This is a genomic window from Kribbella sp. NPDC050470 (assembly GCF_044458365.1).
Lineage (GTDB): Bacteria > Actinomycetota > Actinomycetes > Propionibacteriales > Kribbellaceae > Kribbella.
In genome coordinates this window covers 120429-134713 of the sequence record NZ_JBITHV010000012.1, presented here as the reverse complement: position 1 = coordinate 134713, position 14285 = coordinate 120429, and the positions used below count along the sequence as shown (strand labels likewise).

Sequence of the window (14285 nt, the reverse complement as noted above, 5' to 3'; positions counted from 1 at the left end):
GTCCCCCGTGAACCCTGTGATGCTGTGCATCCCCCGACCCCCGTCGCACTGCACTTCCCCCCGCGACCACTGTCGTACCGCGTCCCCCGACGTACTGGGTTCCCCGGCCCCCGCCCACTGAGTCCCCCGCGAACCCCGTCGTATTGCCTTCCCCCGGATGAGCCCGCCGTACTGCGCTCCCGTAGGAGCTCGTCATCCGGCGATGCCCATGGTTTCCCGTGTGTGCTTGTCGATCTCCACGTCAACGCGCACGTTGCTGCTTCCCCCGTGGCCCCTGGTACTTCGATTCCCCCGTCATCCCCCGCTGTACGGCGCTCCCCCGTAGGCACCTGTCGTACGGCGATTCCCCTGGCTCCCACGTGATCGTGCTGTGGTGCCCACATCCCCGTGCGTGTTGTCGGCCCCCGTGCCGACGCGCACGTTGTTGCTCCCCGTTGACCTGCTGTTCCCCGCGCCCCCTCTTACTGCGATCTCCCCGTGTTCCCCTTGTACTGCGCCCCGTGAGTCCCCTGGACTACTGCGCTTCCCCGTGAGCGGTCTTCGTACCGCGATCCCAGTAGTGCTGTGGTGTCCATGTCCCCGTGCGTGCTTGTCGGCCCCCCGTGCCGACGCGCACGTTGCTGCTTCCCCCGCTGGCCTGCGGTTTCCCCGTCCCCCCGGGCACTGCGATTCCCCCGTGATCCCCCTTGTACTGCGGGCCCCCGTGTGTCCCCGCCGTACTGCGGTCCCCGTGAGCGGACTTCGTTATTCGATCCCCGTCGTGCTGTGGTGTTCGACTTCACCGTGGTGCTTGTCGGTCCCCGTGCCGACGTGGTGTTGCCCCCGTGCTCTTGTACTGCGATTCCCGTCGTACTCCAGCTCCCACCGGGGGCGCGCGGTGCGGCTCCTGGTGGGAATCCCCCAGGTGTCGGGTACCGCCCCTGAACGGCATCGACACCTTGGCGGGGGCTTCCCCCAGAAGTCCCGCTGCCTGGTGAACGAGCGGGGAGGAGGAAGGTGACGGGTTACGGGTGACGAAGTATGGATCTTGTGGCGTCCCAGCCTTCGAGGCCGGGATCCAGTCGCGCTATGTCAGCAGGTGATTGCAGACGGTGCCAGCCGGGGCCGATGGCGACGGCGTGGCGGCGGGGTTTGCGGGACTCGAGGTCCGCGAGGGGGGTGTTGAAGGTGGGGGCGGTGGTGGTGACCCAGTCGGCGGTGGGGATGTTGACTCCGATCGCGGCGAGGGTGCCGTCCTCGGAGGGGGTGACCGCGATGTCGGCGGTACTGAGGGCGCGGAAGAGCTTGCCGATGAGGAGGCCTGGGAGGTCGGGTACGTCGTGGCTGACGGCGACCACTGCTGCGGCCGGGCCGGCGAGGGCTACTGCGTCGAGGACGGTGTTCGCGGCGTAGACGGGTGTGCCCGGCCAGGTGAGGGCGGCCACCTCGGCCACCGCGGCGTCGCCGCCGCCCAGCACGGCTACTGCGACGTCGACGCGGTCGAGCGCGGCCAGTACCTCGTAGGTGTCCTCGGCGAGCGCGAGGCGCCACGCCTCCGGGTCGCGGCCAGGCGGCGCCCAGGTGCCTGCTGCCGGCACGACCAGCACAACCACCCGCCGATCGGCTGCGCGGTCCTGCGCGCCATCCTGAGCGCGGTCCCGCGCGCCGTCCTGCGCGCCGTCTTGAGGGCGTTGGTTGGTCATGCTGGGAGGTCCAGGTCGTGTTGGGTGCGGGCGGCGGCTACCTCACGGAGGTGGGACTCGGACCAGGCTTTGGTGGCGGCGGCGAGGGGTAGCAGGGTCTGGCCGAGTGGGGTCAGCTCGTAGTCGACGCGGACCGGGATCGACGGGGTCACCGAGCGGGTCAGGAGGCCGTCGCGCTCGAGGGAGCGCAGGGTCTGGGTGAGCATCTTCTGGCTGACGCCGGCGATCCGGCGGGACAGGTCGGAGTACCGCTGCGGGCCGTCGGCCAGGGCGGTGATGATGAGGGTCACCCACTTGTCGTTGATCCGGTCGAGCAGTTGCCGGGCCGGGCAGGCGGCCAGGAAGGCGTCGTACTCCTGGCGCTGGGGCATGGCTCTCCTCACGGTGCGGTACGCACTCCGCAGTGCATACTTCCCCGCAGAGAGTAACTCTCCAGCGAGCAGGAGGCGCTGAGTGCCCTAGGCAACGGTCGAGGCCGTGAGCTCCGGTTTGATCAGGCCGAGGCGGAGGGCGGTCATGATCGCGTTGGCACGGTTCGTCGCGCCGAGTTTGTCGTAGACGCGGGACACGTAGGTCTTCGCCGTCGAGAGGCTGACGAACATCGTGGCCGCGATCGCCGGCACGGACAGTCCCGTGGCCAGCAGCGCGAGGACCTCGCACTCGCGTGGACTCAGCACGACCCCCGGCGCGGCGGCGACGTTCCCGCGGCGGGCGAGGGCGTGGGCTAGGCCGGTTGCGGTGAAGGAGGCGGCGGCCACGGCGGCGTGCCGGATCGCTCCGAGGACTTCAGTGTTCGGGGCGGTCTTGCCGACGAAGGCGGAGACGCCGGTCTCCAGGGCCCGGAAGAGCACGTCGTCCTCGGCCTGGGCCGTGAGTACGACGATGCCGAGCTCGGCATGCCGGTCGCGGAGCTCACGGGCCAACTGGAGCCCGTCTGCGTCCGGGAGCGCGACGTCGAGTACGACGACGTCCGGGCGTGTGGACTCGACCAGAACCGGCGCCTCGGCGGCGAGGGCGCACTCACCGACGATCGTGATGTCGGCGTCGGCGCCGACGAGCCGGATCAGCCCGTATCTCGTCAGCGTGTGGCCGTCGATGACGACGACCTTGATCGAGCTCTGCATGGTCGGTCCCCCATGGAATCTCTCCTCGGCCCCCAGCTGGAGAAGCTCTGTTTGTCACCTGCTGTAACTGTGATCGGGAGACACCTACAGCCCGTTACGGAATCCGCGCGGGTGCTTTCCACCCGGTTAGTTGAACACTTGGTTACCAAGTTCCTCGCGGACCTCAGGCCGGAGCCGGTAGATCCTGCCGGAGCAGGCCGAGCTGGAGGGCGGTCATTAGCGCCTGCGCACGGTTGGACGCGCCGAGCTTCTCGTACACTCGGGCGACGTACGTCTTGGCCGTCGAGTGGCTGACGTACATCGCGGCGACTGCCTCAGCCGCCGGAGCAGTCTTCGGGACGAACGCCGAGACCCCGATCTCGAGTGCCCGGAACAGCACGTCGTCCTCGCCGTTGGACGTCAGCAGCACGATGCCGAGCCCGGCGTACCGGTCCCGGAGCTCACGGGCGATGGTCAGCCCGTTCGCGTCCGGCATTCAACCTCCCCGTGTCATCGTCACAGTAGGTAACGTGCCACGGGTCGGCTAGGTACTTTGGACCCTAGTCGGCGGGACTTTCAAGCACTCGTCAGTACGGCGACCAGCGCCCCGCCGAGCATGAACGGACCGAAGCTCAGAGCGTGCTGCAACGTGACCCGGCGAGCGGCCAGCAGCACCACGCTGACCACGCCCATCAGCACGAAGCCCAGTGCGGCTCCGGTGAGCAGGGTGGACCACCCCAGCCAGCCGAGCGCGATGCCGAGACCGCCGGCGAGCTTGATGTCGCCGCCGCCGAGCTGGCCGCGGCTCAACATCCCGAGCACCAGGTAGCCGCCACCGAGCACCAACCCTCCGAGCAGTGCACTGAGCAGCTGAGCCGGCTGACCGTTGATCAGCGCTGCCAGTCCGAAGAGTGCAACGAGACCTGGGTACAGCGGCAGCGTCAGTCGATCAGGCAGCCGCTGTACGGCGATGTCGACAGCCGCCAACGCCACGCCGACAGCCCCGATGAACGCGAACGCGGCCGCATCCGGCAGACCGGCGAATCGCGATAACAGCAACGCGAGCACGGCGGCCGTGACCAGCTCGAGCACGAGGGGTACGCCATACCAGCTACGACAGCCTGTGCAGCGAGCACGTCCGCTGATGGGTACGCCGCAGCCGGCGCAGGCAGCGCGTTCGCCGACTGCCACGGACAGCCGGTAGACGGTGGCGCGCAGGCCCATACCTGCGGCGAAGCCGAGCACAGCGCCGGCGACTGTCCAGGTGAGGTTCATACCGGCGAAGCTAACCGCGCGCATGCCGCCGCAGAACCAGCTGCCGGCAGAACTGGCCGACCGGCGACGTTGCCCGGCCGTCCGGCCGACGGTGTCGGCCGATCGGAGGACAGCCGCGTCGCCTGCTGTCGTCCCATCGTCCATCGCGTTCTGGCCGATCGCCCGATGCCGCGACGAGGCAACGATCCAGCACTGTTCCGGTAGCGAGCGGCACCGAGTCGCTCGATCAGACGGTGGGACTCAACGCCCGCCATTTCAAGGAGGAGTTCCACATGCGTCAGAACCTGGTCACCTTCGTGCAGACCTACACCAAGCAGCTCCGTCGCGACGACCGCGGCGCGTCCATGGTCGAGTACGGCCTGCTGGTCGCCCTGATCGCCGTCATCGTGGCCGCCGCCGCGGGCCCGCTGGGCACGGCCATCGCCCAGCTGTTCACGGACGTCACCAACAGCCTCTGAGCGGTCTGCCGATCCACTGTGGGTGGTGCGGCCCGGCCGAATCATCGGGCCGCAACCACCCCACCCAGCGAGGAGTTCCGATGCGCCAGCTCGTGCACTTCGGCAAGGACGTTGCCCGCGGCGACCGCGGCGCGGCCATGGTCGAGTACGGCCTGCTGCTGATGCTGATCGCGATCGTCGTCGTACCCGCGCTGATCATGTTCGGCCCGGCCATCGCCGACCTGTACACCGCCGTCATCGGCAGCTTCTGATCCAACCGGGAGAACTCATGAGGCCTACACGAGGGGACCGCGGCGCCACTGTCGTCGAGTTCGCGCTGCTGCTTCCCCTGCTGTTGCTGGTGGTGCTGGGCATCGTCGACTTCGGCAGGATGCTCAACGCACAGATCACTCTCACCCAGGCAGCCCGTGAGGGCGCCCGGCTCGTCGCACTCGGCCAGCCGAATGTGGCGAGCCGCACGCAAGCCGCCGCCACCGGGCTGAGCCCAGTGGGCGTGGCGATCCAATCGGCCTGTCCGGTCGGTGCCGGGCCTACGAGCAGCGGAAGTGTGCAGACCAGCTACAGCTTCTCGTTCACGCCCGGGTTCGGAAACATCGTCAGCCTTGTCGGCGGCAACGGCCTGAGCGGCCAGCTCACGTTGACCGCGAACGGAGTCATGCCATGCGAGACCTGATGGAACGGCTCGTCCAGCCGATGAAGCGACTGCTCGGCGCCGAGGACCGAGGTGCGATCGGCATCGTGGTCAGCGTGCTGTTCGGGGGCGGCGTACTGCTCGGCATGGCCGCTCTCGTCATCGATGTCGGCATGGTCTACCACGAGCGCGCCGGCCTGCAGAACGGCGCCGACGCCGGCTCACTCGCCGTCGCGAAGAGCTGCATCGTCGAATCCGCGTGCGTACCTGGTACGGCAGCCACCTACGCGAACCTCAACGCCAAGGACGGCACCTCGGCCGTGACACTCGTCTGCGGCAACGACAGCGTCAACAACAGTCTGTCCGGCTGCCCAGGGTCTTCCGGCACCATCGTCGACTGCCCGACCGCACCAGCGGCAGGCACGAACTACGTCGACGTCCACACCGCCACCAGAACCACCGGCGGCTCGTCGCTGCTGCCACCGGTGTTCGCAAGGGCAATCACCGGCAACGCCGGCTACCAGGGCGACACGGTTCTGGCCTGTGCCCGCGCGAGCTGGGGACCCGCGATGGCAGCCTCGAAGTCGCTGGCGATGACGCTGTCGCTGTGCGCCTGGACCCAGGCCACCGGCGGCACTCCGCCGACCTTCGGCACCGACGTGCGGATCTTCGTCCGCGACGCACCCAACGCGCCGACGTGTGACGGTCTGAGCCGGCCCGGTGAGTTCGGGTGGCTGGCCGACAATGGCGACTGTACGGCGGAGGTCGACCTCACGCAGAGCGGCTACGTCACCGGGAGCGACCCGGGCAAGAACATCTCCAAGGCGTGCCAGGACACGTTGACGTCGTACCTCGCGAGTGGCGCGCCGATCTTCATCCCGATCTTCGACACGACGACGGGATCCGGCAGCGGCGCGACGTACCACCTGGTCGGGCTCGCCGCGTTCGTGCTGACCGGCTACGCGAACATGAACCCGCTCACGGACGAGATCCCGTCGCCGTTCACGAAGGCCGACTGCCCGAACGGGAAGACCACACCGTCCTGCATCTTCGGGCACTTCACCCAGGCACTCGTGCCGATGTCCACGACCATCGGCGGCGGCACGTACTTCGGCGCCACCGCCATCAAGCTCGCCGGCTAGTACCGCCAGCAGAAGAGAGAAAGCTATGAAACGTCGGGTTTTGACCATCGTGATGGCGGTGGCGCTGGCCGTGCTCGGAACGCTCGCCGTCCTCGTCTACGTCAACAACGCAGACGCCCGCGCAGTGGCGGGACAGCAGGCAGTCACCGTTCTCGTTGCGGACAAGGCGATTCCGTCCGGGACCAAGGTGAGTGACGCGAAGCCGTCGCTGCGCAAGGAGACGCTGCCGGCGTCCTCGGTGTCCACCGAGGCCGTCGCCGAGATCACCGCCGCGCAGGAGGAGCTGGTCACCTCGACCGACCTCAACCCCGGTGAGGTGATCCTGAAGTCGATGCTGGTGTCCACCGCGCAGGCCCCGGGCGGGCTGGTGATCCCGGAAGGCAAGGTGGCGGTCACCATCACCCTCTGCACGCCGGAGCTCGTCGCCGGCAACGTCCGGGTCGGGTCCGACGTCGCGGTGTTCGGCACCGTGGTCACCGGTTCCACCGGCGAGGTCAGCGCGCAGCCGAACTGCACCGGCCCGCACAAGCAGCAGACCGGCAAGGGCGTCGGCAACACCCGCGTCGTGGTGCCCAAGGTGCGAGTGATCGCGATGGGTCCGGCGGCGTCGACGCAGCCGGACGACTCCAAGAACAGCAGCGTGTCGCAGCGATCTTCCGCAGCTGCTCAGAACGACCAGACGCTGGTGACGTTCGCCGTCAACCAGGACGACGCCGAGCGCCTGATCCTGCTGACCCAGACCTCGCTGCCGTACCTGGCGCTGCTCGGCCCGTCGGCCAAGGTCACGCCCGACGACCACGTCGTACCGCTGTTCCCGCCCGCGGCCAAGAAGAAGTGAGGCGATCGAGATGACCATTCTCTGCCAGCTGGCCACCTGGCCCGGCGAGACGACAGCAAGCACCGTCGACGATCTCGACACCGCGCTGCGCGCCCTGATCGACGACCCCGCCGAGGACCTGGTCGTGGTCGGCCCGGACACCGAGAAGGACGAGTCGCTCAGGTTCACCGCGCACCTGCGGATCGACCGCCCGGCGGTGGGCGTGATCCTGGTACGGCGGCACGTCGACGTCGACCTGCTCACCGAGGCGCTGCGAGCCGGCGTCCGTGAGGTCGTCACCGCCGGAGATGACGCCGCGTTGCTCGCGGCCTGCGACCGATCCCGGGCGCTGTCGGGTCATGTGCGTGCGGTCGACGAACCGATGCAAACGCCGCAGGGCAAGGTCGTCACCGTGTTCGCGGCCAAAGGCGGTTGCGGCAAGACGACCTTCGCGATCAACATCGCCGCTGCGTTGGCCGCCGCCGACCAGCGGGTGTGTGTGCTGGACCTCGATCTGGCGTTCGGCGATGTGGCGATCAATGTCCAGGTCGAGCCGCTGCGCACGATCAGCGATGCGTTGCCGATGGGCGGCCACCTCGACACGACCGGGGCCGCCTCGCTGCTGACGCCGTACCGGCCTGGGCTGGACATGCTGCTGGCGCCGGTCACGCCGGGCGATGCGGAGAAGGTCCCGGCCGCGCTGGTTGGCGAACTGCTCGCCGTACTGCGCGGGATGTTCGACTTCGTCGTGGTCGACACGCCGGCCCAGTTCAGCGAGCACGTGCTGACCGCGATGGACGCCTCCGACCACCATGTCTTGCTGACCACGCCGGACACACCGGCGCTGAAGAACATGCGGATCACGCTGGACATGCTCGATCTGCTGTCCTACTCACGCGACATCCGGTCGATCGTGTTCAACCGCTCTGACGCGAAGGTCGGGCTCTCCGCGGGCGACGTCGAGCGCGTGGTGCGCAGCACGATCAGCGCGCAGGTGCCGTCGAGCCGCAACGTCCCGATCTCGATCAACAAGGGCACGCCGATCGTGATCGCGACGCCGGCCCATCCGGTCAGCCAGGCGATCACCCGGTTCGCTCGCGAGCGTCTGCTGAGCCTGACTGCGCCGGCACGGCACAAGGCCTTCGCAGCGCGGCGTGGCGCGGGGAGGCGATGATGAACCTGTCCGAACGGCTGGCCCAGCGGCAGGGCCCCGCAGTCCGGCCTGTCCCTGCCCCAGCTCCTGAGGTGCCGCGTCGCGCTGCACGGAACGCGGACCCGTTCGCCGGCGTGAAGCGCAGCGTGCACCAGGGACTGCTCGAGACCCTGGGCCCCAAGTTGTACGACGCCCACCTCGATCAGCACGAGCTCGAGCAGAAGGTCACGCAGACCCTGCAGGCCGTGCTGCAACGCGACGACACCCCGATGACCGTTTCCGACCGCGCCCGGGTGGCGCAGGAGGTCGCCGACGAGATCCTCGGCCACGGCCCGCTCGAGCCCTACCTGCGCGATGCCGGGGTCTCCGAGATCATGGTCAACGGCCACGACCAGATCTACGTCGAGCGCGACGGGCGGCTGGTCCCGGTCGACGCTGCGTTCACGGACGAGAGCCATCTGCGCCGCACCATCGACAAGATCGTCGCCCGGATCGGCCGCCGCGTGGACGAGGCCAGTCCGATGGTGGACGCCCGACTGCCCGACGGCAGCCGGGTGAACGCCGTCGTACCGCCGATCGCGCTGGACGGTTCGCTGCTCACGATCCGGAAGTTCTCGAACGACCCGTTCACCGTCAACGACCTGATCTCGTTCGGCACGCTGACCGGTCCGGTCGCCGACCTGCTCGAGGCCTGCGTGCGGGGCCGGCTGAACATCCTGATCGGCGGCGGCACCGGCTCCGGGAAGACGACCACGCTGAACGTGCTGTCGTCGTTCCTGCCCGACGACGAGCGCATCGTCACGATCGAGGACGCTGCCGAGCTGCAACTGCGGCAGGACCACGTCCTGCGCCTGGAGTCCCGGCCGTCCAACGTGGAGGCCCGCGGTGAGATCGCGATCCGCGACCTGGTCCGCAACTCGCTGCGGATGCGCCCGGACCGCATCATCATCGGCGAGGTCCGCGACGGCGCCGCGCTGGACATGTTGCAGGCCATGAACACCGGTCACGACGGCTCCATCACCACCGTGCACTCCAACGCCCCGCGGGACTCGCTCTCCCGGCTGGAGACGATGGTGCTGATGGCGGGCGTCGACCTGCCGCAGCGCGCGATCCGCGAGCAGATGGCGTCCGCGATCGACCTCATCGTGCACCAGGCCCGGCTCAAGGACGGGTCGCGCCGGATCACCCACATCACCGAGGTGAACGGCATGGAAGGCGAGGTCGTCACGCTGCAGGACCTGTTCCTGTTCGACTTCCACGCCGGCGTCGACGAGCACGGCCGGTTCCGGGGCGCGCTGCGCGGCACCGGCCTGCGCCCGGGGTTCCTCGACCGGCTCGCCGACCAGGGCATCTACCTGCCACCGCGGCTGTTCGGCCTGGAAGAGGTCGCGCGATGACCAGAGCACTGCATTCCTTGCTGGCGGTCGTGGGCGTCGGTCTCGCGGCCGTGCTGCCGGCCAGCGCACACGCGGACGGCGATCCGTCGGCTCGCATCGACTCCGTCCAGGTCAGTCCCGGGAAGGCCGGCTTCGTTCTCACCACCGCCAACGTCTCCGGAAGGCTGGACTCGTCCACAGTCCGGGTCCACGCCGACCGCACCGCACTGCCGGTGCGCGTGACTCCGCTCAGCAGCACGAAGGCGGCCACGGCGCCGCCGCGCGCGGTGATGATCGTGCTGGACACCAGCGGCTCGATGGCCGGCACCGGACTAGTCGCAGCACGTCAGGCTGCACTGAGCTACCTCGCCAGCCTGCCGTCCGACGTACAGGCCGGCTTGCTGACGTTCTCCGACGAACCGCGGTTGGTCGTCCCGCCCACGACGAGCCGCAACTCGGTTCGGAACGCACTGGCGCGAGTCCAAGCCGTCGGGGACACCGCTCTGTACGACGCGGTCCGCGCAGGGATCGCTGCACTCGATGCCGCCCGGCTCGGCTCGTCGGCTCAGCGCCGGCTCGTCGTACTGTCCGACGGCGTGGACACGTCCAGCAAGGCGGCGCTGAACGAGGTCACCGGTCAGCTGCGGGCCAACCGCATCCCCGCTGATGTGGTCGCCTTCCGATACGGCAGTGGTGACGCGTCAGCTGCCCAGCAGATCGCTTCGGCCGCTGGTGGGCGCACCTTCACGGCTCAGAACGCCGGTGAGCTGACGGCCGCCTTCGCTGCCGTGGCGCGCAACTTCACCGCTCGCGCGAAGGTCGACTTCGACGTACCCAGTGAGCTCGCCGGTCGTCAGGTGATGCTGCGGGTCACCATCGGCTCGGTCAGCGCGAAGAGCTCAGTGACCTTTGCCGCCGTCACGCCGCCGCCCGCCAAGGCCACGCCCGCGCCGTCCACCGCTGCTCAGCCAGCTCCACGGATCGTCTGGTCCTGGCAGCGCCTGGCCCTGCTCGGCGGCGTCTTCCTCGTGGTGCTGCTCGCCGTGATCCTCCTGCGTTGGCAGGGCGCACGCGACGACACCGCGCGGCGCCTGGTCCAGCAGGTCAGTCACTACGGGCCGCGGCAGGATGCTCACCAACAGGACGCGTCCGAGGGCGCTGCCGCCCAGACTGCGATCGGAGTCGTCGGCCAGGCTCTGCGTTCCAGCGGAGCCGAGCAAGGACTCGCCAACCGGCTCGATCTCGCCGACGTGAAACGTACGCCGGCCGAGTGGGCAGTGCTGACCCTGTGCGGTAGCGCAGCATTGGCAGTCGCGGTCATGCTCGTCGGCCTGCACCCACTGCTGAGTGTGCCGATCGGGCTCGTCGCGGGCTGGCTCGCTCAGCACGTGTTTCTCAGTGTCCGCATCGCACGCCGCCGCGCCGCGTTCAGCGAACAGCTCCCCGACGTCCTGCAGCTGATCGTCGGATCGCTTCGCTCCGGGTTCTCGCTGGCGCAGGCCGTCGATGCCGTCGTCCGCGACGGCACGCAACCCGCCGCAGCCGAGTTCTCCCGGGCGCTGGCGGAGACCCGGATCGGGGTCGAGCTCGAGGACGGGCTCAACCGCGTCGCCGGGCGGATGCAGTGCGAGGACCTGCGCTGGGTGGTGATGGCGACCCGGATCCAGCGGGAGGTCGGCGGCAACCTGGCCGAGGTACTGCGGAACACGGTCGACACCATGCGCGAACGCGCACAGACCCGGCGCCACGTCCGCGCCCTGAGTGCCGAGGGCCGGTTGTCCGGCTACATCATCGTCTGCCTGCCGATCGTGCTCGGCGTCTGGATGACGATGACGAAGCCGCAGTACATGAGTCCGCTGTTCAACACACCGGTCGGTCTGATGATGGTGGCCGGCGGGGCCGCACTGATCGTCGTCGGCGCCTTCTGGATCCGCGCACTGGTCAAGGTGGAGGCCTGAGATGACCACAACCGTCTTCCTGATCGGCGGACTCGCCGCCCTCGGCCTCGCCATCGTGCTGGCCGTGATCAGCATCGCCGCACGGCCCGCAGAGGGCGGTGTCGCCACCGCACTCGCCACGATCGACAACCACTACACACGGCATGCGCCGACCCAGGGCGAGGCGGTGCGCGATCCGTTCGCTTCGCTGCCGGGATGGCTCCGGGGCCTCGCAGTACGCCTGTCGCCGTCGGGGGTCGCCGCCAAGCTCCAGCGCCGGCTCGACCTCGCGGGCAACCCTTCCGGGTGGACACCCGACCGGATCCTGGCCGCGAAAGGCCTTGGTTTGTTCATCCTCGGCGGCCTCGGCGCCGTCTACGGGCTGCGCAGCGTCGGCATGCTCATCGTCGCAACCGCTGTCGGGGCAACCGCGGGGTTCTTCCTGCCCGACGTCCTGCTCTACAACGCCGGCCAGAAGCGCCAGCAGAAGATCCAGAAGGCGCTGCCGGATGCTCTGGACCTGCTGACGGTCTGCGTCGAGGCCGGGCTCGGCTTCGACGCGGCGATGTCGCAGGTCGCCCGCAACACCCGCGGTCCGCTGGCTGCCGAGTTCGCCAGGGTCCTGCAGGAGACCCAGATCGGCACAACGCGTCCACAGGCCCTGCGCGCGATGACCAACCGCACGACCGTGCCCGAGCTGCGAGCCTTCGTGTCCGCGCTCATCCAGGCCGGCGAGCTGGGTATCACCATCGCGGACGTACTGCGCGAGCAGGCCAAGGAGATGCGGTTGCGGCGCAAGGCGCGGGCGGAGGAGAAGGCACAGAAGGTACCCGTCAAGATCCTCTTCCCGCTCGTGTTCTGCCTGTTCCCGTCGATGTTCATCGTCATCATCGGCCCGGGCGTGATCACCATCGCCGAGGTCCTGTTCGGCAAGTAGGCCTCAGCCGAGGGCAGTGCGGAGGCGGAGGGCTACCTGGAGGTCCAGGGCACGGTCCGGTTGTTGCCATCCGTCGCCCAGCAGGGCAGTGATCCGGTCGAGGCGTTGCTGGACGGTGTTGGGGTGGATGTGGAGTGCGGTGGCGGCTCTGGTTGGGCTTTGACCGGCGGCGAAGTACGCCCGGAGCGTCCCGACCAGGTCCGTCCCGCGCTGCTCGTCGTACTCGATCACTGCGCCGAGCACGTGCTGGACATGGGCCCGTACGTCGACCTCGGCGGCACCGATCAGACCGGCCACACCGAGGTCGTCCGGGGTCGCGGACTCGCCGGTGCGGCCGAGTCGCTGCATGGTGGTGACGAGGTGGACTGCCTGCCGGTGTGCCTCGACGACTGGGTCTCCCCACGCTGCCGGGCCGGCGACGCCGATCGTGACGCCGGTGCGCTTCGCGGCCTCGGCCAGCTCGCGTGCAGCGGTCGGAGCGTCGGTCCGAGCGACCAGGAGCACCAGGTCACCGCCGTACGGACCGGATAGGACCAGCTTGTCCTCGAGCGGTGCGGACAGCCGAGCCCGTACGGCGGAGTGGTCCCCACGGCAGACCGCTACGACGAGGCGGTCGTGGCGACGGTTCGGGGCCAGCAAACGGAGGCGGTCGGTCAGTGTCCTGGGGTCGGCACTGCCACTCAGCACGTCGGCCAACAGGTCGGCCTGGGCACGTTGGGACTGCTCGGCGGCCTGGCGACGGAACAGCAGCACCAAGGCAGTCACCACGGCGGCGCGCTCGACGATCCGCCGGTCCGCGCCGGACAGGTCGTCGACACCGCCGATCACCAGTGCACCGAGGCGCTCGCGCTTGGCAGTCGCGGCCACCACCCAGCAGTCACCGACGCGAGTCAACCGGCCGGACTCGGACTCTTGCCACGGTACGGCGGACCGGTCCGGCAACCCGGCGACCGCCAGTTCGTTGCCGACCGCATCGACCACGACGACCCACACATCGAGCAGCTCGGCCAGCGCGGCGGCGATCGCGTCGACGTCACCGCCGGACAGCACGATCTCGGCGAACCGGTCGTGTGCAGCGGCCGCGTGCTCGGTCCCAGCGTGCGCTTCGGACAGCTGGTCGAGCGCGGCCGCAGTCTCGGCCGCCGCTCGGACCTGAACGATCGTCACGGCCGCGAGGGCCGCGAGTGATCCGAGCAGCGACACCTCCTCGCGGCTGAATGGCCGGCGGGTCCGGTTGGACGCGAACAGCACGCCGACGAACGCTCCGTCGACGATGAGCGGCGTACCGAGGATGGCGACCAGGCCCTCCTCGCCGACCGCGTCGTCGATGTGCGTGGTGTGCCGGAAGCGCCGGTCGGAGGGGTAGTCCGCGGTCCAGTAGGGCTTGTAGGTCTCAGCGACCAGACCGCCGAGTCCGGCGCCCAGCGGGAGGCGGACCTGCTGGAAGGCCGCTGACACGGACCCGTCGGTTGCGCGCATGTACGTGTCGCCGCGCGCGTCGTCGTACAGGGTCAGGTAGGCCACGTCCGCGCCGAGCAGGGTGCGGGCTCGGTGGACGATGGTGTCGAGGACCCGGCCCGGGTCGCGGGTGGAGGCGAGCTCGCGCGCGACGTCGACCAGGGCGGACAGCTCGGCCTCGCGCTTCTTGCTGGCGTCGATGCCGGCCCGGATCCGCAGCGCGAGGTCCCGGGCGACGGAGTCCTCCCCCGCCGCCCGGGCCAGCTCGCTCCCTGGCGCATCCTCGGCCAGCAGCCGTAGAAGCTCCTCCACGTGG

The 14285-nt window shown here is 69.4% G+C and carries 15 protein-coding genes; 9 read left to right on the top strand and 6 right to left on the bottom strand.

Translation table 11 applies throughout. The annotated features are described in order from the left end of the window. Nucleotides 1-1004: 1004 nt before the first annotated feature. The 5 genes from ACIBGM_RS34235 to ACIBGM_RS34215 form a co-directional block, all read right to left on the bottom strand. Nucleotides 1005-1682: a hypothetical protein gene (locus ACIBGM_RS34235; protein WP_396387878.1), complete on the bottom strand. Its 678-nt coding sequence runs from the start codon at nucleotides 1680-1682 to the stop codon at nucleotides 1005-1007. After that, a complete protein-coding gene (locus ACIBGM_RS34230; RefSeq protein ID WP_360528258.1) occupies nucleotides 1679-2053 on the bottom strand; it encodes a helix-turn-helix domain-containing protein in 375 nt (124 codons plus the stop codon). The genes ACIBGM_RS34235 and ACIBGM_RS34230 overlap by 4 nt, the downstream gene beginning before the upstream one ends. An 87-nt stretch (nucleotides 2054-2140) precedes the next feature. Beyond that, nucleotides 2141-2806: a response regulator transcription factor gene (locus tag ACIBGM_RS34225; RefSeq protein ID WP_360528260.1), complete on the bottom strand. Its 666-nt coding sequence runs from the start codon at nucleotides 2804-2806 to the stop codon at nucleotides 2141-2143. A gap of 163 nt (nucleotides 2807-2969) precedes the next feature. Beyond that, the gene (locus ACIBGM_RS34220; RefSeq protein WP_396387877.1) at nucleotides 2970-3281 is read right to left on the bottom strand and encodes a response regulator; all 312 of its coding nucleotides are present in this window, start codon (nucleotides 3279-3281) and stop codon (nucleotides 2970-2972) included. Nucleotides 3282-3361: 80 nt separating this feature from the next. After that, nucleotides 3362-4060, bottom strand: coding sequence for a prepilin peptidase (locus tag ACIBGM_RS34215; RefSeq protein ID WP_396387876.1), 699 nt, complete (start codon nucleotides 4058-4060; stop codon nucleotides 3362-3364). Nucleotides 4061-4332: 272 nt separating this feature from the next. Here ACIBGM_RS34215 and ACIBGM_RS34210 point away from each other — a divergent pair, with 272 nt between their 5' ends. The 9 genes from ACIBGM_RS34210 (at nucleotide 4333) to ACIBGM_RS34170 (ending at nucleotide 12511) form a co-directional block, all read left to right on the top strand. After that, the gene (locus ACIBGM_RS34210; protein ID WP_360528269.1) at nucleotides 4333-4518 is read left to right on the top strand and encodes a Flp family type IVb pilin; all 186 of its coding nucleotides are present in this window, start codon (nucleotides 4333-4335) and stop codon (nucleotides 4516-4518) included. A gap of 80 nt (nucleotides 4519-4598) precedes the next feature. Next, entirely contained in the window at nucleotides 4599-4769 is a 171-nt protein-coding gene (locus ACIBGM_RS34205) for a hypothetical protein (RefSeq protein ID WP_360528272.1), read from the top strand. A 17-nt stretch (nucleotides 4770-4786) separates the two neighbouring features. Further along, nucleotides 4787-5191: a TadE family protein gene (locus ACIBGM_RS34200; RefSeq protein WP_360528275.1), complete on the top strand. Its 405-nt coding sequence runs from the start codon at nucleotides 4787-4789 to the stop codon at nucleotides 5189-5191. After that, nucleotides 5179-6291 (top strand): TadE/TadG family type IV pilus assembly protein, encoded by a 1113-nt coding sequence (locus ACIBGM_RS34195; RefSeq protein ID WP_396387875.1) that lies wholly within the window; start codon nucleotides 5179-5181, stop codon nucleotides 6289-6291. The genes ACIBGM_RS34200 and ACIBGM_RS34195 overlap by 13 nt, the downstream gene beginning before the upstream one ends. A 25-nt stretch (nucleotides 6292-6316) precedes the next feature. Continuing rightward, nucleotides 6317-7129 carry a Flp pilus assembly protein CpaB gene (gene cpaB, locus ACIBGM_RS34190; RefSeq protein WP_360528281.1) on the top strand — a complete coding sequence of 271 codons (813 nt, stop codon included), beginning with the start codon at nucleotides 6317-6319 and terminating at the stop codon, nucleotides 7127-7129. A 10-nt stretch (nucleotides 7130-7139) separates the two neighbouring features. Next, nucleotides 7140-8282 (top strand): CpaE family protein, encoded by a 1143-nt coding sequence (locus tag ACIBGM_RS34185; protein ID WP_396387874.1) that lies wholly within the window; start codon nucleotides 7140-7142, stop codon nucleotides 8280-8282. Beyond that, entirely contained in the window at nucleotides 8282-9658 is a 1377-nt protein-coding gene (locus ACIBGM_RS34180) for a CpaF family protein (protein ID WP_360528287.1), read from the top strand. The genes ACIBGM_RS34185 and ACIBGM_RS34180 overlap by 1 nt, the downstream gene beginning before the upstream one ends. Then, a complete protein-coding gene (locus tag ACIBGM_RS34175) occupies nucleotides 9655-11595 on the top strand; it encodes a VWA domain-containing protein (RefSeq protein WP_396387873.1) in 1941 nt (646 codons plus the stop codon). The genes ACIBGM_RS34180 and ACIBGM_RS34175 overlap by 4 nt, the downstream gene beginning before the upstream one ends. Nucleotide 11596: 1 nt before the next feature. After that, nucleotides 11597-12511: a type II secretion system F family protein gene (locus ACIBGM_RS34170; protein WP_360528293.1), complete on the top strand. Its 915-nt coding sequence runs from the start codon at nucleotides 11597-11599 to the stop codon at nucleotides 12509-12511. A 3-nt stretch (nucleotides 12512-12514) separates the two neighbouring features. Here ACIBGM_RS34170 and ACIBGM_RS34165 read toward each other — a convergent pair whose 3' ends face one another. Further along, entirely contained in the window at nucleotides 12515-14281 is a 1767-nt protein-coding gene (locus tag ACIBGM_RS34165; protein ID WP_396387872.1) for a helix-turn-helix domain-containing protein, read from the bottom strand. Between the last annotated feature and the right edge of the window lie 4 nt (nucleotides 14282-14285).